The organism is Sphingomonas rosea, assembly GCF_039538065.1.
Taxonomy (GTDB): Bacteria; Pseudomonadota; Alphaproteobacteria; order Sphingomonadales; family Sphingomonadaceae; genus Sphingomicrobium; species Sphingomicrobium rosea.
Genome location: NZ_BAABBR010000001.1, coordinates 1831836 through 1853486, shown reverse-complemented (window position 1 = coordinate 1853486; position 21651 = coordinate 1831836). Strand labels below are relative to the sequence as shown.

The following is a 21651-nucleotide window of genomic DNA, read 5'->3' as shown; positions in this document are numbered from 1 at the left end:
GGCTAGGCCGATGATCGGCCCTTGGCAAGCGGGCCGCGCGCGAGCGGGTGGACCCGGTTGACGAGCTCGACCAGCCGGCCGGCATCGACATGGGTGTAGATTTGCGTGGTGGCGATGTCGGCGTGGCCGAGCAGCGCCTGAAGCACGCGCAGGTCCGCGCCATTACCGAGCAGGTGCGTCGCAAAGGCGTGGCGCAGGACGTGCGGGCTGACCCGCTCGGGCGCGATTCCCGCCTCGGCGGCCATGGCCCGGACGAGCTGGAACAGGCGCACGCGGCTGATGTGCTTGGTGCCACCGGGAAAGAGCCAGGCCGCGCCCTTGGGCAGCGCCTCGCGCCACTTCGCCACTGCCGCCCGCGCCCGGTCGGAAATAGGGACGAGCCGCTCCTTGCCGCCCTTGCCCGCGAGGATGAGGAACGGCTCGGGCCGCGCCAAGGCCCGCGCGGGCAGGCTGACGAGCTCGGTCGCGCGCAGGCCCGAGCCGTAGAGCAGCTCGAGCAGAGCGAGGTTGCGCAGCCGCAGCGGCTCGCCGCTCGCCGCCCGATCCTCGGCCTCGCGGAACATCGCATCGACCTCGCCCGCGTCGAGCACGCGCGGCAGCGGCCGGACGGTGCGCGGTCGCGGCAGGGCGGCGGAAGGGTCATCCGCCCGCAACCCCTCGTCGACAAGGAAGCCGTAGAAGCGCCGGAGCGCGGCCGAGCGCCGGGCGAGCGTCGCCGGGCTCAGTTCCTCCCACGCCCCTGCGAGCCTGCCGAGCTCGGCGGTGCCCGCCCTACCCAACTCCCCCACCACGTCGGCGGCGGCGGCGAGGTCGCTGCGATAGGCGAGCAAGGTATTGCGCGCCGCGCCCCGTTCGGCCGCCAGCGCATCGGCGAAGCGGTCGATCAGCGCGCGGGTGTCGGGGCTCACGTCCGGGCGAGCAGCTCGGCAGCGATCATCCGCGCCTGGAATTCGAGCCCGGCACTGCGCATCGCGGTCAGCGAGCGGAACAGGTGGGCCGCGGGGATTTGCGCCGAATCGCTCGCCTGCATCCCGATCGCCGCCAGCAGCACCGCGCTTCCCGCCTGCCGCCGCCGGCCCGCGTCATTGACGATCCGGACCCAGGCATTGTCGCGCCCGAGCCCGAGCTTGTAACGGTCGTTCAGCTTGGTCGCGAGTTCGCTGTCGATCCGGCCGACACCCGCAAGGCCCGCGACGAGGAGTTTGGTGCGCGCCTGTTCGGGGCTGGTGTCGCGGTCGATGAAATCCTCGATCCGGCTTTCGCTGACATCGAGCGGCGCATTGGTGCCGAGCGCGAGCAGCGCCCACGCCTTGTCGGCGTCCGCGTCCTCGAGGTCGCCGAGCGTACCCGCCCAGCGCGCCGCGGCGGTGTCGTAGCCGCCCGCCAGCATCGAGGCGACGAGCTTGGGCACGTCCTTGCCGAGCGCCGCATCGGGCCGGACGCGCGAGGCAGCGAGCGAAACCAGTGCCTCGTTCGCCAGCCGCTGGACGGGGTCGGTGGTGTCGCCCCACAGTTTGCGCATCGCGTCGATCTTCTCGGCCGGATCACGCGCCGCGAAGGCGAGCCGGAGCTGCCAGGCGTCGGTGCCGCTGAGGTCGGAAGGGTCGGTCGCGTCGTAAATCTGGGAATAAAGATCGACCAGCGAGGAGGAGGAGAAGACCCCCAGCCCCGCCGCGATCCGGGCCGAGGGCAGCCGCTGCTCGGCGCTGAGCAGGGGCGCCCGCGCCTGCCATGCCCGGATCCGCGCCGGCGCGCGGTCGATGATGTTATTAGGCGGTGCGACCCCGGTCGCGCTGGCGAGCCCGAAGCGCCACGCGGTCAGCCCCTGCACGCCCTCCCACTCGACCGTCGCGGCGCGACCGGTGTCGGCCCCTGCCCCGACGACCTTGTCGGCGAGCACATGGTCGATGCCGGTGATCGGCCCGCGCCGCCGCGCTTGCTCGATGCGGGTCGCGGCATTGGCCGCCTGACCAGACAAGGCGGCGCACATCGCCTCGGTCAGCGGGAGCACGCGGCTCTCGACCTTGGCCATCTTTTCGCGCAGCGGGCACAGCGCGCCCGGATCGGCGCTCGCCAGCGCGCTCTGCACCGCGACCTGCGTCATCTTGGGCGTGAAGTCGGCGACGTCGACACCGGCGACGATCATCGACGCGGCATCGGCCTCGCCCATGCGCAGAAGCAGCCAGGCGCGCTCGGCCGCCCAGTCGACCGGATTGACCGCCGGCGGCGCGTCGCTCCGGGCGAGCAGCGCATTCCTCAGCGCGATGTGCAGCCAGCGGCTCGGCAGCGGCGTGTCGAGCCGGCGCATCAGTCCCGACAGGAAGCTCCCGTTCGCCTGCCCCCAGGGCGCGGCGCCATAGCCCCAGGCGACCGGATCGATCGCCCCGACCAGCCGCGGATCGCGCCGCGAGGATTCGGGGATCTCGACCGGCGGGACATAGACCGGGACCTGCGCGAGGTCGGCGACGCTGAGGCTGTCGGTCTCCTGCACCGCGCCGCCTTCGCTGCCGCGCGATGTCTGCGCCCGGCGCACCTCGGCGGCGCCGGTGTCGGGCGCCTGCCCGTTCTGGGGCGACTGCTCGGGCGGCGGGGCGGCCTGGTTGAAGCTCGGCGGAAGCAGGCTCTCCTGGGCCAGCGCGAGGGCCGGCAGCGAAAGCGCCGCGACGCCCGCTCCGAGCCACCAGCGCCAGCGGCGGTCAGGCCGGCTTGGCAACGTCCACCTCGATCGGCCGGGTCGGCACTTCCTTGACCCCGTTCGCGAGCCAGAAGGCGCCGGCGACCAGGATCGCCAGGATGATGAGCCAGATGATGAGCCCGCGCGCGGGGTGCGGAGGCTTGCGTCGTATCGCCATGAGGCGGGCTTTTGCCGACTGACGGCCACGCTGTATAGCCCCGGCGGACATGGCGCGGCGTGCACTTCCCTTTGATGGTCGATTGGATCGCTCGGTGGTGCTCGTGGGCCTCATGGGGGCGGGCAAGTCGACCGTCGGCCGCCGCCTCGCGCGCCGCCTCGGCCTCCCCTTCGTCGACAGCGACGCCGAGATCGAGGACGCCGCGGGCCTGTCCGCCGGCGAAGTTTTCCAGCGCTTCGGCGAGCGCGACTTTCGCGATGGCGAGCGGCGGGTGGTCGCGCGCCTTGTCACCGGCCCCGTCCGGGTGATCGCGACCGGAGGCGGCGCCTTCGTCAACGAGACCACCCGCGCACTCCTCAACGACAAATGCATCACGGTCTGGCTCGACGCGCCGGTCGGGCTCCTGGCCGAACGCACCGCGCGCCGTCCCGCGACCCGGCCAATGCTCAACAACGGGGATCGCGCCGAGACCCTCTCGCGGCTGATCGACGAACGCCGCCCGGCCTATGCCGAGGCCCACATCCGGATTGCGAGCGAAGGCGGCGCCCACCATGAGGTGGTCGAGAGGATCGTCGCCGCGCTCGACCGCCATCTCAAGGAGCCAAAGTGAAGAGCCTGACCGTCGATGCGGGGGACGAGCGCTATGACGTGCTCGTCGGCCGCCTGGAGGATTGCCGAAGCCGTCTCGTCGCGCTGGCCCGCGGCCGGCCCCTCGTCGTGGTGTCCGAGCCGAAGGTCTGGGGCCTGCACGGCGCGAAGCTCGAGGCGCTCCTCCCCTGCGATCCCATCCTCGTTCCCGAGGGCGAGCCGGCCAAGGACTGGCCGCACCTGCGCGACCTCATCGAGGCCTTCGCGGAGCGCAATCTCGACCGCCAGACCACCGTCGCGGCCTTCGGCGGCGGTTCGGTCGGGGACCTGACGGGCCTTGCCGCAGGCCTGTTCAAGCGCGGCCTCCCGCTCATCCACCTGCCGACCACCCTCCTCGCCCAGGCCGACAGCGCGGTCGGTGGCAAGACCGCGATCGACGCGCTCGGCCAGAAGAACCTCGTCGGCATGTTCCACCAGCCGAACCTCGTGGTTGCCGACGTCTCGCTCCTCGACACGCTGGACCCGCGCCAACTGCGCGCCGGCTATGCCGAGGTCGTGAAATATGGCCTGATCCGCCACGAGGCCCTGTTTGAATGGCTCGAGGACCATGGCGAGAAGCTACTCGCCGGCCACCGCGAATATCGCGAGGAAGCCGTGTGGCAGAGCGTCGCCGCCAAGGCCCGCACGGTCGAAGCCGACATCACCGACCGCAACGGCGCCCGCGCGCTGCTCAACTTCGGGCACACCTTCGCCCATGCCCTCGAAAGCGCCGCGGGACTCGGTACTCTTCTCCACGGCGAAGCGGTCGCGGTAGGCATGGTGCTCGCCTTCGCGCTCTCGGCCGAACTTGGCCTGTGCCCGCACGGCGACAGCGCCCGCGTGCGCGATCATCTCGCCGGCCTTGGGCTGCCCACGACCATCGCCGAGACCGGGGTCGACCGCGCCGCGCTGCTGCCGCTGATGCGCGGGGACAAGAAGAACGATGCCGGCGCGATCCGCTTCGTCCTCACCCGCGGGATCGGTGATGCGTTCCTGAGCGAAGGAGTCGAGGAAGCGAAGGTCGCCGCCTTCCTCGATCGCGCCGCCTAACGGTCCTTCGCCGCCGCCACGCCCTCGTCGTCGAGCGGCTGGTGCGCGAAGCTCTTCTCCATCCCCTCGTGCAGATTGCCGGTGGCGGACTGCGCCCGCAGCCGCTCGTCGTCGAGCCGGCGATAGGCCTGTTCGACCCGCACGATCTCGCGGTCTGCGATGCCGAGCGAATCGAGTGCCGCCCGCCCCATCGCCACCGCGCTCTCGAACACCTCGCGCTGGAGCAGCCGAACGTCGAGGCCGTCGAGCGCCATCGCCTGCCGGCGGTCGAACACCCGGACCATCACCGAGGCCTGCGGGAAGGCCTCGAGCAAAGGCGCCAGCTGCTCGGGCCCGAAATCGGGATCGTCATGGCAGAAGAGGATCGCCTCGGCCTCTCCGGCGCCGGCGGTGCGCAGCAGATCGATCCGCGTCCCGTCGCCATAATAGACCTTGACCCCGAACTCCCCCGCCAGCTCGATCTGGCTTGCCTTGAGATCGATCAACGTCACCGGAACACGCTTGCCCATCAGCATCTGCGCGACGGTCTGGCCGAAGCGGCCGTAGCCGACGATGATCGCATTGGTTTCGGGACTGAACTCGGGCCCGTCGAGATCGACATGCTTGTCTGGCTGGCGCCGCTGCAGCGCCCCGATCGCGCGCATGAGGAACGGCGTCGTCGCCATCGAGCAGGTGACGACCGCGCCGAGCAGGCTCGCCTGGTCCTGGCTGATCATCCGCCCCGCCGCCGCGCTGGCGAAGAGGACGAAGCCGAACTCGCCCGCCTGGGAGAGCAGCATGGCAAGCGTGATCGCGCGCCCGGGCTTGCTCCCGAAGCCGCGTGCGATCGGATAAAGCACGGCGGTCTTGAGCGCGATCACCGCCGCCGCCAGCCCGATCACCGTCAGCGGCTCGCTCGCGATCACGCTCAGGTCGAGGAGCATCCCGACCGACATGAAGAACAGCCCGAGAAGGATCGAGCGGAATGGCTCGACGTCGCTTTCGAGCTCGTGCCGGTAGGGGCTCTCGGCGAGCATCACGCCCGCGACGAACGCGCCCAGCGCGACCGACAGGTGGAGCGCGTGCATCAACGCGGCAGCGCCGATCACCGTGGTCAGCCCCGCGACGATGAACAGCTCACGCTCGCCCAGCCGCCCGATCAGCCGGTAGAGCGGCGCCACCACGAACCGCCCGGCGAGCACCAGCCCGACGATCGCCGCCAGCGTCAGCCCGGTCATCTCGAGCCCCGACGGGGCATCCGGATCTCCGCCGACGCTCAGGGCGGCGGTCAGCGTGATCAGCGGAATGAGGGCGAGATCCTGCAGCAACAGGATCGAGAAGGCGCGCTCGCCATAGGGGCTGTTCAACTCGCCGGTCGAGCGCAACATCGGCAGAACCTGCGCGGTGGACGACAGGCCAAGTGCCAGCCCGATCGCCGCCGCCGGCCCCCAGCCGATGCCGAGCACGAGGTGCACCAGCACCGCCAGCGCCGCACCGGCCGCGAGCAATTGGCCGAGCCCGAGCCCGAAGATCTCGCGCTTCAGCCGCCACAGCCGCGAAGGCTGGAGCTCGAGGCCGACCAGGAACAGCAGCAGCGCGATCCCGATCTCGCTGACCCGGTTGATCGCCTCGGCATCACCCGAGACGTTGAGGACGTAAGGCCCCGCGACGATCCCGCCGACGATGTAGCCGAGCGTCGCACCGAGCCCGAGCCGCCGGAACAGCATGACGAAGAACAGCGCGAGGCCGAGCAGTATCGTCATCCAGGTCAGGAAATTGGTCACGCCGCCCCTTCCATCGCTTTCAGCAATGCATCGAATGGCAGCAGCACCGCGCCATGCCGCCCGGTCCGCGCCTGCACCGGCGAAAGCACGGCATATTCTTCCGGCACCGCGCCGCGCCCGTCGAGCCACGCCTTGACCGCGGCCCGCATCACGATCGCCTCGGCCTTCAATCGTCCCGGCGCCCAGCCTTGCAACAGGGCCGCGCTCGCCTGGCCGTAGGCGCAGGCCGTGACCTTTTGCGCCACCGCCCCGATCCGCCCGTCAGCCATGCGAACCTCGGTGCGGATCGTCGAGCCGCAGGTCGGCGAGCGCGCTTCGGCCACCCCGTCCGCCGCTTCGAGCCGGCTGTCCACCGGCAAGGATGCCGCGAGCCGCAGGATGTCGAGCGTGTAGGGCGGCTCGCGGTTCATGCCCGCCGCCAGCTGGTCCCTTGCGGCCCGTCCTCCAGGAGGATGCCCTCGGCCGCCAGCTCGTCGCGGATCCGGTCGGCGGTCGCGAAATCGCGCGCCTTCTTTGCCGCGGTCCGCGCCTCGACCAGTGCGTCGATCCGGCCGTCGCCTACCTCGCCGCCACCGCCGCGGAACCAGCGATCGGCGCTGTCGCCAAGCAGGCCGAGCAGCCCGGCGCTCGCCTTCAGCGTCGATGGATCCTCGATCTTGCCGAGCCGCGCGATCGCGAGCGCGGTGTTGAGATCGTCGCCCAGCGCCTCGACCACGCCGGCGTCGACCGCGCCCGCGTCGGCCTCGCCCACCCGGCGGTAAAGGCCATCGAGGACCGCCTTGCTCTGCGCCAGCAGCGCCTCGGTCCACGGCAGTGGCGAGCGATAGTGGGCCGACAGCAGCGCCAGCCGAAGCACCTCGCCCTTGTGCCCCGCGCTGAGTAATTCGCCCGGCGTCACGACGTTGCCGAGGCTCTTGCTCATCTTCTCGGCGCCGAAGTCGACGAAGCCGTTGTGCATCCAGTAGCGGGCGAGCGGCTTGCCGCCATGCGCGCAGCGGCTCTGCGCCGCCTCATTCTCGTGGTGCGGGAAGACGAGGTCGATGCCCCCGCCATGGATGTCGATGGTCTCGCCCAGGTGCGCGCGGATCATTGCCGAGCATTCGATATGCCAGCCCGGCCGCCCTCGGCCCCAGGGCGAATCCCAGCCGATCATGCCCTCGGGGCTCGGCTTCCACAGCACGAAGTCGCCTGGGCTGCGCTTGTAGGGCGCGACCTCGACCCGGGCACCCGCGAGCATCGCCTCGCGGTCCCGCCGCGACAGCGCACCGTATTCGGGATCGGAAGCCACATCGAACAGGACATGCCCCTCGGCCGCATAGGCATGGCCCTTGGCGACGAGGTCCGCGATCATCGCCACCATCGGCCCGATCTCGGCGGTCGCGTGGGGCGCGATATCGGGGTCGCGCACACCCAGCGCCCGCATGTCGTCGAGATAGAAGTTCTCGAACCGCTCGGTGATGACCGACGGCTCGACGCCTTCCTCCCCCGCCGCCGCGATGATCTTGTCGTCGACGTCGGTAATGTTGCGCGCGAACGTCACGCCATGCTCGGGATAGCGATGCTCGAGCAGCCGTCGCAGCACGTCGAACACCACCGGCGGCCGCGCATTGCCGATGTGCGCGCGGCCATAGACCGTGGGACCGCACACGTAGATGGCGATCGGCTCCCCCTCGCGGGGCCTGAACTCGCGCTTTTCGCGCGTCGCGGTGTCGTACAGTCTGATCACAGTTGGTTTCGCTTCAATCGTGTCTCGTTCCAAGTCGCGAGCATCGCCCGTCCGCTGGCATCGAGCAAAGGATAGGTGCGGCTGTCGCGCATCCAGTCGGGTCGTTCTGCCTTCGCCCCATAGACCATGTCGGTGCCAAGGTTCGCCAGCAGGAAGAACAATGTCGCGCCGATCAGCCCCTTGAGCATCCCGAACCCGCCGCCGAGCAGCCGGTCGAGCGGCCCCAGCGCCGACGAGCGCGCCCGCGCCCCCAGCCGGTAGGCGAGGAAGCGCATGAGGAGATAGGCCGGGAGAAACAGGATCACGAAGGCCAGCGCCGCCGCGCCCGTCGGTCCCTTGGCATAGTCCTGCACCGCCACCGCGACCGGGGCGTGGAACAGCACCAGCGCCACCACGCCCGCGGCCCAGGCGGTCAGCACGAGGGCCTCCTGCACGAACCCGCGCACGAACCCCACCAGCGCGCCGCCGCCGAGGAGTAGCAGAACGAAGATGTCGAGCGTGGTCATGGGTAGCGGCAGCGTTAGTGGAGTGCTCGCGGAGTGACTAGGGGCAGCGAAACGTGCTTCGACGTCGCTCGGGACGACCGCTCTTCACACTCGATTGTCCTGAGCGCAGTCGAAGGACGCCGGGGCGTTACCGCCCCATCACCTTCTCGACCAATCCCCGCAATTGCCCGAAGCGCGCGATCCCGATGCCCTTGGCCTCGACCCCGCCCGGCACCCAGGCCTGTTCAAACCCCAGCTTGGCCGCTTCCTTCAATCGCAATTGCGTATGCGCCGCCGGCCGGACCTCGCCGGACAAGGCGACCTCGCCCATGACCACCGCCTCGGCAGGCACCGGCCGCTCGCACAGCGCCGAGACCAGGGCCGCCGCCACCGCCAGGTCCGCCGCCGGATCGCTCAACTTGTAGCCGCCCGCGACGTTGAGATAGACCTCGGCCGTCGCGAAGCTCACCCCGCAGCGCGCCTCGAGCACCGCGAGCAGCATCGCGAGGCGCGAGCTGTCCCAGCCCACCGCCGAGCGCCGCGGAGTCGCCCCGCTCGCCAGCCGCACCGTCAGCGCCTGGATCTCGACCAGCACCGGCCGCGTGCCTTCGAGCGCAGGAAAGATCGCCGTTCCGCTGACCGGATCGTCGCGCCGGGTCAGGAACAGCGCGCTCGGGTTCGGCACCTCGGCCAGCCCCGCCCCTTCCATGGCGAAGACGCCGATCTCGTCGGTCCCGCCGAAGCGGTTTTTGACTGCGCGCAGGATGCGATACTGGTGGCTTCGCTCGCCCTCGAAGCCGAGCACCGCGTCGACCATGTGCTCGAGCACGCGCGGACCCGCGATGCTGCCGTCCTTGGTGACGTGCCCGACGAGGATCAGCGCCGTCCCCCGCTCCTTGGCGAAGCGGATCAGCTCCTGCGCGCTGGCGCGGACCTGGCTGACCGTTCCCGGCGCGCCCTCGATGAGATCGGAGTGCATCGTCTGGACGCTGTCGATCACCAGCAGCGCGGGCGGGGCCTCGCTCCCCAGCGTCGTCAGGATGTCGCGCACGGATGTGACGCTCGCCAGCCGCACCGGCGCGGTGCCGAGCCCGAGCCGAAGCGCGCGCAGCCGGACCTGGTCGACCGCTTCCTCGCCCGAGACATAGACCGCGCCCTTGCCGGTCCGCGCGATGGCGGCGGCCACCTGCAGCAGCAGCGTCGACTTGCCGATCCCCGGATCGCCCGCCAGCAGCATCGCCGAACCCGGCACCAGCCCGCCGCCCACCGCCAGGTCGAATTCGGCCACCCCGGTCTCGATCCTGGTCGGAAGCGCGACTTCGGCATCGAGCCCGACCAGCTCGAACGCGCGCCCGCCGGCCGACAGGTCGTGCTTCTGGCTGAACACGGTCGGCGCCGCGCTTTCCTGCACCAGCGTGTTCCACTCGGCGCAGTCGGCGCACTGCCCCTGCCAGCGCGGGGATACCGATCCGCAGGCCTGGCAAACGTAACGGGCTTTGGTCTTGGCCATGGTGAAAACCTAGAACAGAAGCGGAACACAAAGCAACGTTCCTGCTGCTTGGGTGTTGATCAGCAACTTACCCCCAAGGAGAAACACATGCCCTATGCGAAGGCCAAGGATGGCACCATGCTCTATTACAAGGACTGGGGCCGCGGCGAGCCGGTTGTCCTCATGCATGGCTGGCCGCTGACGGGCGACACGTTTGACGACCTCGCGATCAAGCTGGTCGAGGGCGGCAAGCGCTGCATCATTCCCGATCGCCGCGGGTTCGGCCGGTCGGACCAGCCGTGGAACGGCCACGACTATGACACCTATGCCGACGACGTCGCGGCGATCCTCGAGGATGCCAAGATCAGCGAGCCGATCGCGCTTGTCGGCTTCTCGATGGGTGGCGGCGAAGTCGCCCGCTTCCTGTCCAAGCAGGGCAAGGGCCGGGTCAGCGCCGCGGTGCTCGCCAGCTCGGTCGTCCCCAAGGTCGCGCAGAGCGACGACTACCCGGACGGCGTTCCGCAGTCGACGCTCGACGACATCACCAAGCAGATGAAGGAAGACCGCGCGGGCTTCCTTCAGACGTTCATCAAGCAGTTCTACGGTGTCGGCTTCCTTGAACGTCCGGTCAGCCAGGGCGTGCTCGATTCGGGCTTCCAGCAGGGCATGATGAGCGGCGCGCGTCCTTTCTATGCCGCCGCCGCGGCCTGGGCCGGCACCGACTTCCGCCCCGACCTCCCCGCCTTCGAGGGCGTGCCCACGCTGATCCTGCACGGAACCAGCGACAAGAATGTCCCCATCGAGGGCACCGGCCGCAAGGTCGCCGAGGCGCTGCCGCACGCAACCTTCATCGAATATGACGGCAGCCCGCACGGCATCTTCGAGACCGACAAGGAGCGCTTCTGCAAGGACGTGGTCGGCTTCCTGACGCAGGACAGCCGAGGCACCACCGCCGACCGGAGCGCCAGCGCGATCCCGCTGACGAACTAGACCAGAACCTCCCGCGCAGCCCCCTGGCTCAGGAAAGCCTGGGGGCTCGCGGTGAGGCCGTAGGCACCGGCGCAGAAGATGGCGATCACGTCGCCGACTTCTGCGCGCGGCAGCATCACCTCGTCCGCCAGCAGGTCGAGCGGCGTGCACAGGCAACCGACCACCGTCACCTCTTCCTCGGGCTCGGCCCCGAACCGGTTCGCGACCGCCACCGGATAGTTGCGCCGGAGGAGCTGTCCGAAATTCCCGCTCGCCGCGAGCATGTGGTGAAGCCCGCCATCGACCACCAGGAAGGTCTTCCCCCGGCTCACCTTCCGGTCGATGACGCGCGTCAGATAGACCCCGCATTCGCCGACCAGCCAGCGGCCGAGTTCGATCACGAACCGCGTGTCGCCCAGCAGCGGCGGCAAGCTGCGCAAGGTCATCGCCAGCGTCGCGCCAACCGCATCGACGTCGACCGGCGCATCACCCGCAAAATAGGGAATCCCGAAGCCGCCGCCCAGATTGACCTCGGGTGGGCTCGCTCCGACCTCGGCCGCGATCTGGCCTGCAAGCGCCACCGTCTCGCGCTGGCTCTCGATCAGCGCGTCAGCCGACAGCGACTGCGAGCCGGCATAGACATGAAGCCCCCGCCACTCGGCCCCCGCCGCGATGATCCGCCTCACCGCCGCGGCCACGCGCTCGTGGTCGATCCCGAACTGGCTCGCCAGCCCGCCCATCTTCATGCCGCTGCCCTTGAGCCCGAACGGCGGATTGACCCGCACCCCGATCCGCGCCCGCCGTTCCATCACCGATGCGATGCCGAGGAGGCGGTCGAGCTCGCCCTCGCTCTCGACATGGACGCAGACGCCGCGAAGCACCGCTTCGGCGAGATCGCTGTCGTTCTTCCCCGGCCCCGCGAAGCTCAGCGGCAAGTCGTCGCCGACCAGTCCGGCTTCGTCGAGAATCCCCAGCTCGCCCGCCGAAGCGAGGTCGAAACCATCGACCAGCCCGGCCATGTGCTGGAGCAGCGGCGGATAGGGATTAGCCTTGACCGCATAATGGAGGCCGACCTCGCCGAATGCGCGGCGGAAGCGCGCGACCTGCCGCTCGACGCCAGCCCGGTCGTAAACGAACAGCGGCGTTCCCTCGGACTCGAGCAGTTCGAACGCGCTGCGCCCGCCGATCGCGAGCACGCCGTCGGCGTTCGCCGCGAACCCCGCGGGAATGGGTCCCATCGCCTTCATGAGTTGAATCCCGCCGCCAGCGCCGCCCGGTCGATCTTCCCGTTGGGCGAGAGCGGCAGCGCCTCGACCCAGCGCACCTCGCTCGGCCGCAAATGCGCGGGAAGCTCGGCCGCAAACCACGCCGCCAGCCGTGCCTCGGCATCCGACCCTTTCGCCACCGCGACGAGCACGATCCGCTGCCCCAGCCGCGCGTCCTTCACGCCGAAGGCCGCAACATCCTCGACCGCCCCGCTCGCCGCCGCCGCTTCCTCGATCTCGCTCGGGCTCACCCGGTGTCCGCTCACCTTGATCATCGCATCGTCGCGCCCGCGGATCCGGAGCAGCCCATCGGCCCCGACCACCGCCCGGTCCCCCGACCATACTGCGCCGTCCTTGAAGCGCTGCGCCGTCCGCTCGGGATCGTTCCAATAGCCCTGCGCCACCAGCGGCCCCGCATGCACCAGCTCGCCCTCCTCTTGTCGTTCCGCCTCGGTCCCGTCCGCCCGCCGCACCGATAGCTCGGCAAAGGGGATCGCGGTCCCCACCGCATCGGGATGATCGTCAACCAGCGCGGGATCGAGGCTCGCCGAGCGAAACGCCTCGGTCAGCCCGTACATGAGGTGCAGCTTCGCCGTTGGGAACAGCGCCCGCAGCCGCCGCACCAGCGCTTCGGGCATGTGCCCGCCGCTGTTCGTCAGCGTCCTGAGATTCGCGCCCGCCCCGCCCCATTCCTGCTCGGCCAGTTGCACCCACAAGGGCGGCACGCCGGCGAGCACGGTCGCGCCGGTTCGCTCGACCGCCCGCACGACGTCGCGCGGCAGGAGATAGTCGAAGGCGATCGCCTCGCCTCCCGCCTTCCAGGTCGAGAGCAATTGGTTCTGCCCGTAATCGAACGCCAGCGGCAGCACGCACAACGTCCGGTCGTCGGCCGAAAGCTGCAGATAATGCGCCACGCTCACCGCGCCGAGCCAAAGGTTGGCATGGCTCAGCATCACCCCCTTGGGCCGCCCGGTCGAACCGCTGGTGTAGAGCAGCGCCGCGAGATCGTCGGGCGCGGCCGCCGACGGCGGCAGCGCCTCCTCCCCCTCGTCCCACTCCTCGAGCGCGACAGCCAAATCCGGCCGAACCTCCAGCGTCTCCAACCGCGCGCGATTGGCGACCAGCAGCCGCGCCCCACTGTCGGCGAGGATGTGCTCGGCCTGCGCGCGGCGAAGCACGGGGTTGATCGGCACGTGCACCAGCCCGGCGCGCGCCGCGGCAAGCGGCACCATGCAGGCGAACCAGGTCTTGCCCATCCAGCTCGCCACGCGGTCGCCCGGCTCGAGGCCCAGCGCCCGCAGCCGGTGCGCGGTGCGCCCGACCGCCGCATCGAGCTCGGCATAGGTCCACCGCCGCTCCCCCACCCGCAACGCAGGCGCATCCGCCGCGCCGCAAAGCGCGAGGTGATCGAGTGGACGGGGCGCGGGATCGGGCGGCGTCATGGGCACGCCCGCCCGAATGCCGCCTAACTTGCGCCTTGGCCAGCTTTTCGCCTAGGGCGCGCCCACCATGGCCGCCCAGCCCCTGACCGACGACGCGGCCGCGACGGACGCGACTCTCCGCGCCCTCCTCGCCGAGACCCTCGGCCTGTCCGAGGCGCGCGTCGCCGCCTTCGATGCCGACACCGAATTGTTCGGTGCGCTGCCCGAGTTCGATTCGATGGCGGTCGCCAACCTCCTCACCGGCCTTGAGGAGCGCTTCGACCTGCTGATCGAGGACGGCGACGTCGAAGCCGAGGACTTCGCGACCTTCGGCAGCCTCACGGCCTTCGTCGAGCGGCTGACCGCCTAGCCTTCACGCTTTCTCAAGCCTGCGCCAATAGTCTCTCCCGCGCCCACGGAAGAGGACTGATGGCGTGAAGTTTCCGAACGACCTGCAGGCGGCCCTGCTGCTCGATCACCCGGCCCGCGACTTCGACGGCCTCGTCGACGCGCTCGCCAAGCTCCTCGCGACCATCGCCGGCGCGCCCTTCAACCGACCCGAGTTCAAGCCCGGCGCCTACGCCCGCCTGTTCGGCCCGGGCGAACTGATGGTGACGATCGAGCGCGTCGGCCGCCCTCCGAACCCGGCCGTCTTCGACAAGGCGCTCGGCTCGTTCGTCACCGGCATCCTGTGCCCGGACGCCCGTCAGCGCGTCGCCCGTGCACAGGACATGGTGCTGATCAATCTCAGCCACGGGGTCTTCGGCGACTCGATCCACCAGCAATTCGGAGCGCTGTTCGAACAGATCGGCATGCCCCGCGAGGGCGGCAATCTCCCGCAATTTCTCCAGCGGCTGAAGGTGCTCGCCATCCTCGCGCATTTCGCGACCGACCAGCTCGGGCCGAGCCTCGTCCACTGGGTGCAGAGCAACCTGCTCCTTCCCGGCGAGAAATTCGAGGGCTTCGCGTCGCTCGACGCCCCCTCGCTCCTTCACGTCCACCCCTGGCTCTACGGCCCCGCCGGACAGACCGGCGACGAAGTGGCGCTCGGCATCCGCACCTTCGGCGCGCGCCACTTCATCGGCTACGAATTCCAGCTCGATCCCACCACCCTGCCCTGGGCCGACAACCTCGAGGTGATCCTTGGCCTCATCCGCCTCGCCATCTCTGACAAGGGCTATATCGTGCCCCACGGCGACAGCTTCGGTCCCGACGACGGCCGCTTCTCCTACCGCATCCTGCACGAGCCAGCCGACGAGGGTGGTGTGCCGGTGCTGAAACTGGTGCCGCTCATGTTCCGCGAGCACGGTTTCGTCAGCCCCGACTATGTGCCGCGCGACCGCGTGATCGACGACCGCTCGCCGCCCCCTGGGCTGATGCCCGACGACGACGAGGTGAAGGAAGAACTCGCCAATGAATGGCGTGAGAAGCGCCGGCTGGCGGAAAGCGCCGGCGCCGGTTTCGAGGTCCGCGCCCGCGGCACCGCCCCGATCCCCCCGGCCCCCGCCCCGCGCCCGGGCTTCGGCCGCGCGATTTTCGGCCGCAAGAAGGGCTGAGCCCTACTCCGCCGCCTGAAGCTCAGCGAACTCTTCGGCCTGGAGGAACCGCTCGGCGTCGAGCGCGGCCATGCAGCCCGTGCCGGCCGCGGTCACCGCCTGGCGGTAGACCTTGTCCATGACGTCGCCGCAGGCGAATACGCCCGGAATGTTGGTCCGGGTCGAGCCGGTCTCGACCGCGAGATAACCGTCCGAATCCAGCTCGAGCTGTCCGGCGAACAATTCGGTTGCCGGCTTGTGCCCGATCGCGACGAACGCGCCGTCGACCGCGATCTCGCTGAGTTCGCCGGTGACCCGGTTCTTGAGCCGCAGCCCGACCAGCGCCTCGGGCTCCCCGCCCGACAGGAACTCGTCGACTTCCGAATTCCAGATCACCTTGATCGACTTGTGCGCGAACAACCGGTCCTGAAGGATTTTCTCGGCGCGGAAGCTGTCGCGGCGGTGGATCAGCGTCACGTCGTCCGAGTGGTTGGTGAGGTAAAGCGCTTCCTCGACCGCGGTGTTGCCGCCGCCGATCACCGCCACCTTCTTGCCGCGATAGAAGAAGCCGTCGCAGGTCGCGCAGGCGCTCGCCCCCTTGCCCTTCATCCGCTCCTCGCTCGGCAGCCCAAGCCACTTGGCCTGCGCGCCGGTCGCGATGACGAGCGTGTCGGCGAGATAGGTGGTGCCGCTGTCGCCGATCAGCCGGAACGGGCGGCCGTTGAGTTCGACCCGCTCGATATGGTCCCACACCATCTGCGTGCCGACATGCTCGGCCTGCGCCTGCATCTCCTCGACCAGCCACGGGCCCTGGATGACCTCGCGGAAGCCCGGATAGTTCTCGACGTCGGTGGTGGTCGTCAGCTGGCCGCCGGGCTGGATGCCCTGAATGACGATCGGCTTCAGGCCTGCGCGCGCGGCATAGATGGCGGCGGTCAGGCCGGCCGGGCCGGAGCCCAGCACGATCATGCGGCTGTGGATGGTCTCGCTCATGGCTTTTCTACTCAGTGATCGTGGTGGTGCTCGCCAGCCTGGTCGGCGGCGGGCGCGTCCTTCTTCATGCCATCGCAGCAGGGCATCGTCTTTTCGCCCTTGCAGCAGCAGCAGTCCATCTTGCCGTCCTTGTCGGCCATGCCTTCCATGGCGGCATGATCGTGGGTCTGGCCGGCGACCGGCACCTTCATCGGAGCGGGCCCGGAGGCGAGCGCCAGCGCGCCCAAAGCCGAGAGAATCATCATCGTTGGTCCTTCTGGAATTGCGGCCTTTGTACCCCGGCCGGGGCCGGGGTCCAGTTCCTCGTCATCAGCCTACCTTCAGCCGCACGAACGCCATCGCGCCGAGCGGATTGCGCCCGCCATATTCGGGCGCCAGCCCCGCCGGCACGAAGTTCACGGACAGCAGGCCGCCGACCCCGAGCTTCACCCGATCCGCGATCCGGAAGTCACGCACCGCGCCCGCCGACACCTTGCCGACCCGGAACGCCTCACCATGATGGTCGGCGACCTCGAGCAGTTCGTTGTTCTCGGTCAGCTCGCCGCGGCCGAAGACGGTCCACAGCCCCTTCTTCCACGATCCTTCGGCGGCAAACGCGTCATAGCTGTGCCCCTCCGCGGTGCGGCGGCCCCAGGCGAGCGTCCCCGCCACCCGCGACCCGTCGCCGAGCGTATGGCCGTAAAGCGCACTCGCCGACCAGCGCTTCTGGTTCACCCCCGGCTCGAGCTGTTCGGGTTCCTTCAAGTCCGCCCAGCTGACCTGCAGCGCGAGGTCGGCGGTCGGGTTCCAGCTCGCCCGAAGCGCGGTCGAATCGAGCGGGCCGGTCTCGATGTTCCAGCGATACTGGTCGGGCTCGCGCCCGTTGAAGCGCGACACTTCGAACTTCACGCGGTCCAGCACGACCCCGCCCGTCAGCACGCCGAAGCTGATATGCTGGCTGTCGAGCCAATGGTGGGTGATCGGCGCCTCGGGGCTGTCCATCGCCGCCTCGCGGTGCATGTAGGCGCCAGGCCCGAAGGCGGGCTCGCCCGGCAGCCCGCCATAGAGGAAGACGCTGCTCTTCGCCCCAATCGGCTGCGACAGGCTCGCGGACAATTCCATGAAGAAGTCGTGCGGATGCTGCCGGTCGATCAGCCGGTTGACCCCGTCCGCGGTCTCGCCGCTCGCGAGCAACAGCGGATAGCCGCTTTTCCCCATCAGCGGATCGGGACTGACCGCGCCGCGCAGCTGGAGCGTGCCCGCCCCCACCGGCCGGCGCGCCATCCCCATCAGCATGCCGCCGACGAAGACCTTGTCGGCCCCGCGCCGACCACCCTGGAAACTGCCGACGAGATTGAGGTCGGCATGCCCCATCAGCATCCACTCGCCGGCCTGGCGCATCAGCCCGCGATGCTCGGTGCTGTCGGGCGCCCAGGCGGTACCCGAGGATTCGCGCCCGGCCGGATACACGCCGAGCGCGCCCGTCATCGCATGCGCCTCGTGCCCCATCGCCGCATGATCCATCCCCGGCATGGCGTTATGATCCATGGTCGTCGCGGCGGACGGCGGCGTCGTGGACGGCATGGCCATGCCCGGCATCGCCTCATGGTCCATCGCGCCATGGTCGTGAGCCGCGGGCGCTTCGGCGGCGGGCGGCGCGGCCTCGGTGACCGACGGCTTCGTCGCCGCGGGCTTGGCCGCGACCGGCTTCTTGGCAGCGATCGGCTTCTTCTTGGCCGCAGGCTTCTTCGCCGCCGGCTTCTTCGCCGGCTTCGGCATGGTCATGCCCGGCATATTATGGCCCATGTGCGATTGCGCGCTCGCGGGCGCGGCGACGAGCAGGCCGGCAAGGCCGCTCGCCAGCAGAAACTGGCTTTTCATCGTGTCAAAACTCCTGAGGATAGCGTCAGCGGACGTCATCATCCGCGTTTCGGCCTCAGGATCGTGGCGGAGGAACTTCGACGTCGGCGCGCTGGGCGGTCAACTGCGCCACCGGCCCGGCCTTGGCCGAGACCACGGGAGGAAGCGGATCGGGCGCATCGCCCGCGCTCGGCAAGGCGGCCGCTGCCGCGACGCAGCAGCTCTTCTCCTTAGGAGCCGCCTTATCGCCATGCGACTTGGCCATGCCACCCATCTCGGCGCAATGATCGGGCCCCGCCGCCGCCATCGCAGGCGTCGCCAGCGGCGCCACGAGCAGCGCGCACAAGGTCAAGAGGGCAAGCCAGAGCCGCATCGGCGCTATCTGATGCCTCGCGCTCCCAACCACAACCCTCACATCAATGCCATCCACAGCGCCATCGCGACCATCATCACGTTTTCGGTCAGCGAGACGAAGCCCAGCGGCACGTTCGACGAGCCCCCGACGCAGGCGCATTTCAATTCGCGCCTGTCGACATAGACCGCCTTGAACACGCTCACCGCGCCGATCCCGCCGATCACCAACGCGATCGGGACCGACAGCCAGCGCGCCCCGCCCCACAGCATCAGCACGCCCGCCAGCCCTTCGAGCCAGGGATAGGCATAAGCATAAGGCACCCAGCGCTTGGCCAGCAGGTCGTAGTTCAGGAACATCGAGGAGAATTTCTCGATGTCCTGCAGCTTGAGGAGCGCCAGCACGCACATCGACAAGGCGATGAACCACTCGCCCGCGCGCACCGTCAGCGGAGTCCCGTAAACCGCCAAGCTGAGCGCCAGCGCCATCAGCGCGGTCATCCCGAACAGCGCCGCCACCGGCCGGTAGCTGGTCGCCCCCGGCTCGGCCACGCGAAGCCCGAGGAACCGCCGCAGGTCGTCATGCCCGCCGATCCTTTTGCCGTCGATGAACACCTGCGGGGTCGTCTGGACGCCATGCTCCGCCTTGAACGCGTCGGTCTCCTCGCGCGTCCGCAGGTAATGATCCTCGACTGCATAGCCGCGGCTTTTCAGCAGATGCAGCGCCTTCAGCCCGAACGGGCAGGTGTGGCTGGGCATCACCATCCGGTAGAGGACGGCGCGCGGCTTGGTCGTGGCGGGAGCGTTCATGCCCCCGAGATAGGAAGCGCGGTCGTTTTCGGAAACCGGCGCTTGCCGTTGCCGTCGTCGGCAGGTCACTCGGACGGTTCGGTCACCGCGCCCTCGCCGACCCCGCAGAAGAGAGCGGGCGTCAGGCTGAAATTGCCGATCAACCGCAAGGCCACATCGGCCTTGGAGTCACCATCGACATCGACGAGCACTTCGGTATCGCCGCTCCGGGGGCGCGACCAGACGGCGTAATTGCCCGGCCGACGACCGGTGAAGAGGAACGTTGCCGGGACGTTCGCGCCTTCCTTGCGCATGCCGCGCAGGTCGATCTTGTCAAAGTCCTTCGGCGTCAGGACGACGATAGTGTCGCCGTTCAATTGCGACCAACTCCCGCTCTCGTCCGCCGCGCTGTCGTCGGCGCTGTCGATCACGAAGCGGTCGCTGCCCGCGCCGCCGACGAGGATGTCGAGGTCGGGCCCACCGACCACCTCGTCGTCGCCGGGCCCACCGGCGAGGAAGTCCTGCCCTGCCCCGCCGAATAGCCGGCTGTTCATGTCGCTGCCCCACACCCGCTCGCTGCGCGGTCCACCGCGAAGCGCCGGAACCCCGCTGTCGTCACGCGAGCAGGTCGTGTCGGTCTGCGGGAAGCCCGACCTCCAGCCCGGCGTCCCCGCGCTCGGCGTCGGCGGTGCCGGAGTCAGGATCTGCAGCGGCTCACCGCTTGCGGGCGGTTGAGCGGGCGGCAAGGGCTGCGCGAGGGCGAAAAGCAGGAACAGCATGCCACCACTTGTGCCCGCCGCGCCTTACCGCCCGGTTAGCGGAAGCTCAGACCAGCCGGCTCTGCTTCACCGCCGCCGCGATGAAGCTTGCGAACAGGGGGTGGGGTTCGAACGGGCGGCTCTTGAGTTCGGGGTGGAACTGGACGCCGACGAACCAGGGATGATCGGGCCGCTCGACGATCTCGGGCAGCCGGCCATCGGGCGACAGCCCGCTAAACACCAGACCGTCCTTTTCGAGCGCGGGCCGGTAATGCGCATTGACCTCGTAGCGGTGGCGGTGCCGCTCGCTGATCGTGGTCGTCCCGTAGATCGCCGCGACATGGCTGTTGCCGCCAAGCGTCGCCTCATAGGCGCCGAGGCGCATCGTGCCCCCGAGGTCGCCGCCGGCGGCGCGCTCCTGCAGGCCCTCTTCGCTCATCCACTCGGTGATCATTCCGACCACCGGCTCGCTGGTATCGCCGAACTCGGTGCTCGACGCCTCGGCGTGACCGGCCGCCCGCGCACCCTCGATGCAGGCCATCTGCATGCCCAGGCAAATGCCGAAGAACGGCACCTTGCGCTCCTTGGCGAAGCGCACGCTCGCGATCTTGCCCTCGCTCCCGCGCTCGCCGAACCCGCCGGGCACGAGGATCGCGTGCATCGGCTCTAGTTCGCCCGCGAGGCTCTCGTCGCCCTTCTCGAACATCTCCGCGTCGAGCCACTTGATGTTGACCTTGACGCGGTTGGCGATGCCGCCGTGGACCAGCGCCTCGCGCAAGCTCTTGTAGGCGTCCGGGAGGCCGACATATTTGCCGACCACGCCGATCGTCACTTCGCCCTCGGGATGGTCGACCGCATCCATCACGCTTTCCCACCGGCTCAAGTCGGGGCGCGGGTCGGTCGGAAGCCCGAACGCCTTCAGCACCTCGTCGTCGAGGCCTTCGCGATGATATTGCAGCGGCACGTCGTAGATCGAGCGCGCGTCCAAGGCCTCGATCACCGCGCTCTTGGGCACGTTGCAGAATTGCGCGATCTTGGCCCGCTCGGCCTCGGGGATCGGCATCTCGCAGCGGCACAGCAGCACGTCGGGCTGGACGCCGAGGCTCGAGATTTCGCGCACGCTATGCTGGGTCGGCTTGGTCTTGAGTTCGCCCGCGACCTTGATCCACGGCACCAGCGTCGTGTGGACGCTCACCGTATTCCCGCGCCCGAGGTCGTTGCGAAGCTGCCGCAGCGCCTCGATGTAGGGCAGGCTCTCGATGTCGCCGACCGTCCCGCCGATCTCGCAGATTACGAAGTCGAGGCCGTCGGTGTCGGCCAGCGCGAATTCCTTGATCGCGTTGGTGACGTGCGGGATCACCTGCACGGTCGCGCCAAGATAATCGCCGCGCCGCTCGCGCGCGATGATGTCGCGATAGATGCGCCCGGTGGTGACATTGTCCGACTGCTTGGCCGACACGCCGGTGAAGCGCTCGTAATGGCCGAGGTCGAGGTCGGTCTCGGCCCCATCGTCGGTAACGAAGACCTCGCCGTGCTGATACGGCGACATCGTCCCCGGATCGACGTTCAGATAGGGGTCGAACTTGCGGATGCGGCACTTGTAGCCGCGCGCCTGCAGCAGGGCTGCAAGACTAGCCGAGAGGAGACCCTTACCGAGGCTGGAAACCACGCCGCCGGTGACAAAAACAAACCGCGCCATGGGAGTCGGGCCTTAGGGATGAGAATCGAAAAGGGGCAAG

22 protein-coding genes are annotated in these 21651 nt (G+C 69.4%); 5 read left to right on the top strand and 17 right to left on the bottom strand.

The window, feature by feature from the left end; all coding sequences use genetic code 11:
* Nucleotides 1-2: 2 nt before the first annotated feature.
* The 3 genes from ABD693_RS09265 to ABD693_RS09255 are packed head-to-tail and all read right to left on the bottom strand — an operon-like array spanning nt 3 to nt 2852.
* Complete coding sequence (locus ABD693_RS09265) at nt 3-908, bottom strand: tyrosine recombinase (protein ID WP_344696779.1); 906 nt, start codon at nt 906-908, stop codon at nt 3-5.
* The gene (locus tag ABD693_RS09260) at nt 905-2713 is read right to left on the bottom strand and encodes a hypothetical protein (RefSeq protein ID WP_344696778.1); all 1809 of its coding nucleotides are present in this window, start codon (nt 2711-2713) and stop codon (nt 905-907) included. The genes ABD693_RS09265 and ABD693_RS09260 overlap by 4 nt, the downstream gene beginning before the upstream one ends.
* The gene (locus ABD693_RS09255) at nt 2697-2852 is read right to left on the bottom strand and encodes a hypothetical protein (RefSeq protein ID WP_344696777.1); all 156 of its coding nucleotides are present in this window, start codon (nt 2850-2852) and stop codon (nt 2697-2699) included. Before ABD693_RS09255 ends, ABD693_RS09260 begins: the two co-directional genes overlap by 17 nt.
* Before the next feature lie 49 nt (nt 2853-2901).
* On the opposite strand from ABD693_RS09255, the gene ABD693_RS09250 reads away from it, so the two are divergent.
* Nucleotides 2902-3462 (top strand): shikimate kinase, encoded by a 561-nt coding sequence (locus ABD693_RS09250; RefSeq protein ID WP_344696776.1) that lies wholly within the window; start codon nt 2902-2904, stop codon nt 3460-3462.
* A complete protein-coding gene (gene aroB, locus ABD693_RS09245; RefSeq protein ID WP_344696775.1) occupies nt 3459-4529 on the top strand; it encodes a 3-dehydroquinate synthase in 1071 nt (356 codons plus the stop codon). Before ABD693_RS09250 ends, aroB begins: the two co-directional genes overlap by 4 nt.
* Here the strand turns inward: aroB and ABD693_RS09240 are convergent.
* From ABD693_RS09240 to radA, 5 genes are all read right to left on the bottom strand, one after another.
* Nucleotides 4526-6292 carry a cation:proton antiporter domain-containing protein gene (locus ABD693_RS09240; protein ID WP_344696774.1) on the bottom strand — a complete coding sequence of 589 codons (1767 nt, stop codon included), beginning with the start codon at nt 6290-6292 and terminating at the stop codon, nt 4526-4528. The genes aroB and ABD693_RS09240 overlap by 4 nt on opposite strands.
* On the bottom strand, nt 6289-6702 hold the full coding sequence (locus tag ABD693_RS09235; protein ID WP_344696773.1) for an iron-sulfur cluster assembly scaffold protein: 414 nt from the start codon (nt 6700-6702) through the stop codon (nt 6289-6291). The genes ABD693_RS09240 and ABD693_RS09235 overlap by 4 nt, the downstream gene beginning before the upstream one ends.
* The gene (gene cysS, locus ABD693_RS09230; protein ID WP_344696772.1) at nt 6699-8018 is read right to left on the bottom strand and encodes a cysteine--tRNA ligase; all 1320 of its coding nucleotides are present in this window, start codon (nt 8016-8018) and stop codon (nt 6699-6701) included. The genes ABD693_RS09235 and cysS overlap by 4 nt, the downstream gene beginning before the upstream one ends.
* Nucleotides 8015-8524: a CvpA family protein gene (locus ABD693_RS09225; protein WP_344696771.1), complete on the bottom strand. Its 510-nt coding sequence runs from the start codon at nt 8522-8524 to the stop codon at nt 8015-8017. Before ABD693_RS09225 ends, cysS begins: the two co-directional genes overlap by 4 nt.
* Before the next feature lie 127 nt (nt 8525-8651).
* A complete protein-coding gene (gene radA / locus ABD693_RS09220; protein ID WP_344696770.1) occupies nt 8652-10013 on the bottom strand; it encodes a DNA repair protein RadA in 1362 nt (453 codons plus the stop codon).
* A gap of 87 nt (nt 10014-10100) precedes the next feature.
* Here radA and ABD693_RS09215 point away from each other — a divergent pair, with 87 nt between their 5' ends.
* Nucleotides 10101-10982: an alpha/beta fold hydrolase gene (locus tag ABD693_RS09215; RefSeq protein ID WP_344696769.1), complete on the top strand. Its 882-nt coding sequence runs from the start codon at nt 10101-10103 to the stop codon at nt 10980-10982.
* Here ABD693_RS09215 and ABD693_RS09210 read toward each other — a convergent pair.
* Together ABD693_RS09210 and ABD693_RS09205 are read right to left on the bottom strand one after the other, a co-directional pair.
* Nucleotides 10979-12208 carry a pyridoxal-dependent decarboxylase, exosortase A system-associated gene (locus ABD693_RS09210; RefSeq protein ID WP_344696767.1) on the bottom strand — a complete coding sequence of 410 codons (1230 nt, stop codon included), beginning with the start codon at nt 12206-12208 and terminating at the stop codon, nt 10979-10981. The two genes, ABD693_RS09215 and ABD693_RS09210, sit on opposite strands and share 4 nt — an antisense overlap.
* The gene (locus ABD693_RS09205; protein WP_344697606.1) at nt 12205-13668 is read right to left on the bottom strand and encodes an AMP-binding protein; all 1464 of its coding nucleotides are present in this window, start codon (nt 13666-13668) and stop codon (nt 12205-12207) included. The genes ABD693_RS09210 and ABD693_RS09205 overlap by 4 nt, the downstream gene beginning before the upstream one ends.
* Before the next feature lie 67 nt (nt 13669-13735).
* Between ABD693_RS09205 and ABD693_RS09200 the strand changes: the two genes are divergently transcribed.
* Together ABD693_RS09200 and ABD693_RS09195 are read left to right on the top strand one after the other, a co-directional pair.
* Nucleotides 13736-14017 carry an acyl carrier protein gene (locus ABD693_RS09200; protein ID WP_344696766.1) on the top strand — a complete coding sequence of 94 codons (282 nt, stop codon included), beginning with the start codon at nt 13736-13738 and terminating at the stop codon, nt 14015-14017.
* A gap of 64 nt (nt 14018-14081) precedes the next feature.
* On the top strand, nt 14082-15203 hold the full coding sequence (locus ABD693_RS09195) for a hypothetical protein (protein WP_344696765.1): 1122 nt from the start codon (nt 14082-14084) through the stop codon (nt 15201-15203).
* Between the two features lie 3 nt (nt 15204-15206).
* On the opposite strand, the gene trxB is transcribed toward ABD693_RS09195, so the two are convergent.
* The 7 genes from trxB to pyrG form a co-directional block, all read right to left on the bottom strand.
* Entirely contained in the window at nt 15207-16175 is a 969-nt protein-coding gene (gene trxB / locus ABD693_RS09190; protein WP_344696764.1) for a thioredoxin-disulfide reductase, read from the bottom strand.
* An 11-nt stretch (nt 16176-16186) separates the two neighbouring features.
* Nucleotides 16187-16420 carry a hypothetical protein gene (locus tag ABD693_RS09185; RefSeq protein ID WP_344696763.1) on the bottom strand — a complete coding sequence of 78 codons (234 nt, stop codon included), beginning with the start codon at nt 16418-16420 and terminating at the stop codon, nt 16187-16189.
* Nucleotides 16421-16484: 64 nt separating this feature from the next.
* On the bottom strand, nt 16485-18035 hold the full coding sequence (locus ABD693_RS09180) for a hypothetical protein (RefSeq protein WP_344696762.1): 1551 nt from the start codon (nt 18033-18035) through the stop codon (nt 16485-16487).
* 55 nt (nt 18036-18090) lie between these two features.
* Nucleotides 18091-18387 (bottom strand): hypothetical protein, encoded by a 297-nt coding sequence (locus tag ABD693_RS09175; protein ID WP_344696761.1) that lies wholly within the window; start codon nt 18385-18387, stop codon nt 18091-18093.
* A 38-nt stretch (nt 18388-18425) separates the two neighbouring features.
* On the bottom strand, nt 18426-19175 hold the full coding sequence (locus ABD693_RS09170; RefSeq protein ID WP_344696760.1) for a MauE/DoxX family redox-associated membrane protein: 750 nt from the start codon (nt 19173-19175) through the stop codon (nt 18426-18428).
* A gap of 65 nt (nt 19176-19240) precedes the next feature.
* Nucleotides 19241-19933 (bottom strand): M10 family metallopeptidase C-terminal domain-containing protein, encoded by a 693-nt coding sequence (locus tag ABD693_RS09165; RefSeq protein WP_344696759.1) that lies wholly within the window; start codon nt 19931-19933, stop codon nt 19241-19243.
* A gap of 46 nt (nt 19934-19979) precedes the next feature.
* Nucleotides 19980-21611, bottom strand: coding sequence for a CTP synthase (pyrG, locus tag ABD693_RS09160; protein WP_344696758.1), 1632 nt, complete (start codon nt 21609-21611; stop codon nt 19980-19982).
* Nucleotides 21612-21651 lie beyond the last annotated feature (40 nt).

Bases quoted from the DNA above. Each gene is read 5' to 3' on its own strand.
- ABD693_RS09255 (WP_344696777.1), bottom strand. From the start codon at position 2,852: ATGGCGATACGACGCAAGCCTCCGCACCCCGCGCGCGGGCTCATCATC.
- ABD693_RS09250 (WP_344696776.1), top strand. From the start codon at position 2,902: ATGGCGCGGCGTGCACTTCCCTTTGATGGTCGATTGGATCGCTCGGTG.
- ABD693_RS09235 (WP_344696773.1), bottom strand. From the start codon at position 6,702: ATGAACCGCGAGCCGCCCTACACGCTCGACATCCTGCGGCTCGCGGCA.
- ABD693_RS09225 (WP_344696771.1), bottom strand. From the start codon at position 8,524: ATGACCACGCTCGACATCTTCGTTCTGCTACTCCTCGGCGGCGGCGCG.
- radA (WP_344696770.1), bottom strand. From the start codon at position 10,013: ATGGCCAAGACCAAAGCCCGTTACGTTTGCCAGGCCTGCGGATCGGTA.
- ABD693_RS09215 (WP_344696769.1), top strand. From the start codon at position 10,101: ATGCCCTATGCGAAGGCCAAGGATGGCACCATGCTCTATTACAAGGAC.
- ABD693_RS09210 (WP_344696767.1), bottom strand. From the start codon at position 12,208: ATGAAGGCGATGGGACCCATTCCCGCGGGGTTCGCGGCGAACGCCGAC.
- ABD693_RS09205 (WP_344697606.1), bottom strand. From the start codon at position 13,668: ATGACGCCGCCCGATCCCGCGCCCCGTCCACTCGATCACCTCGCGCTT.
- ABD693_RS09200 (WP_344696766.1), top strand. From the start codon at position 13,736: ATGGCCGCCCAGCCCCTGACCGACGACGCGGCCGCGACGGACGCGACT.
- trxB (WP_344696764.1), bottom strand. From the start codon at position 16,175: ATGAGCGAGACCATCCACAGCCGCATGATCGTGCTGGGCTCCGGCCCG.
- ABD693_RS09185 (WP_344696763.1), bottom strand. From the start codon at position 16,420: ATGATGATTCTCTCGGCTTTGGGCGCGCTGGCGCTCGCCTCCGGGCCC.
- ABD693_RS09180 (WP_344696762.1), bottom strand. From the start codon at position 18,035: ATGAAAAGCCAGTTTCTGCTGGCGAGCGGCCTTGCCGGCCTGCTCGTC.
- ABD693_RS09175 (WP_344696761.1), bottom strand. From the start codon at position 18,387: ATGCGGCTCTGGCTTGCCCTCTTGACCTTGTGCGCGCTGCTCGTGGCG.
- ABD693_RS09170 (WP_344696760.1), bottom strand. From the start codon at position 19,175: ATGAACGCTCCCGCCACGACCAAGCCGCGCGCCGTCCTCTACCGGATG.
- ABD693_RS09165 (WP_344696759.1), bottom strand. From the start codon at position 19,933: ATGCTGTTCCTGCTTTTCGCCCTCGCGCAGCCCTTGCCGCCCGCTCAA.
- pyrG (WP_344696758.1), bottom strand. From the start codon at position 21,611: ATGGCGCGGTTTGTTTTTGTCACCGGCGGCGTGGTTTCCAGCCTCGGT.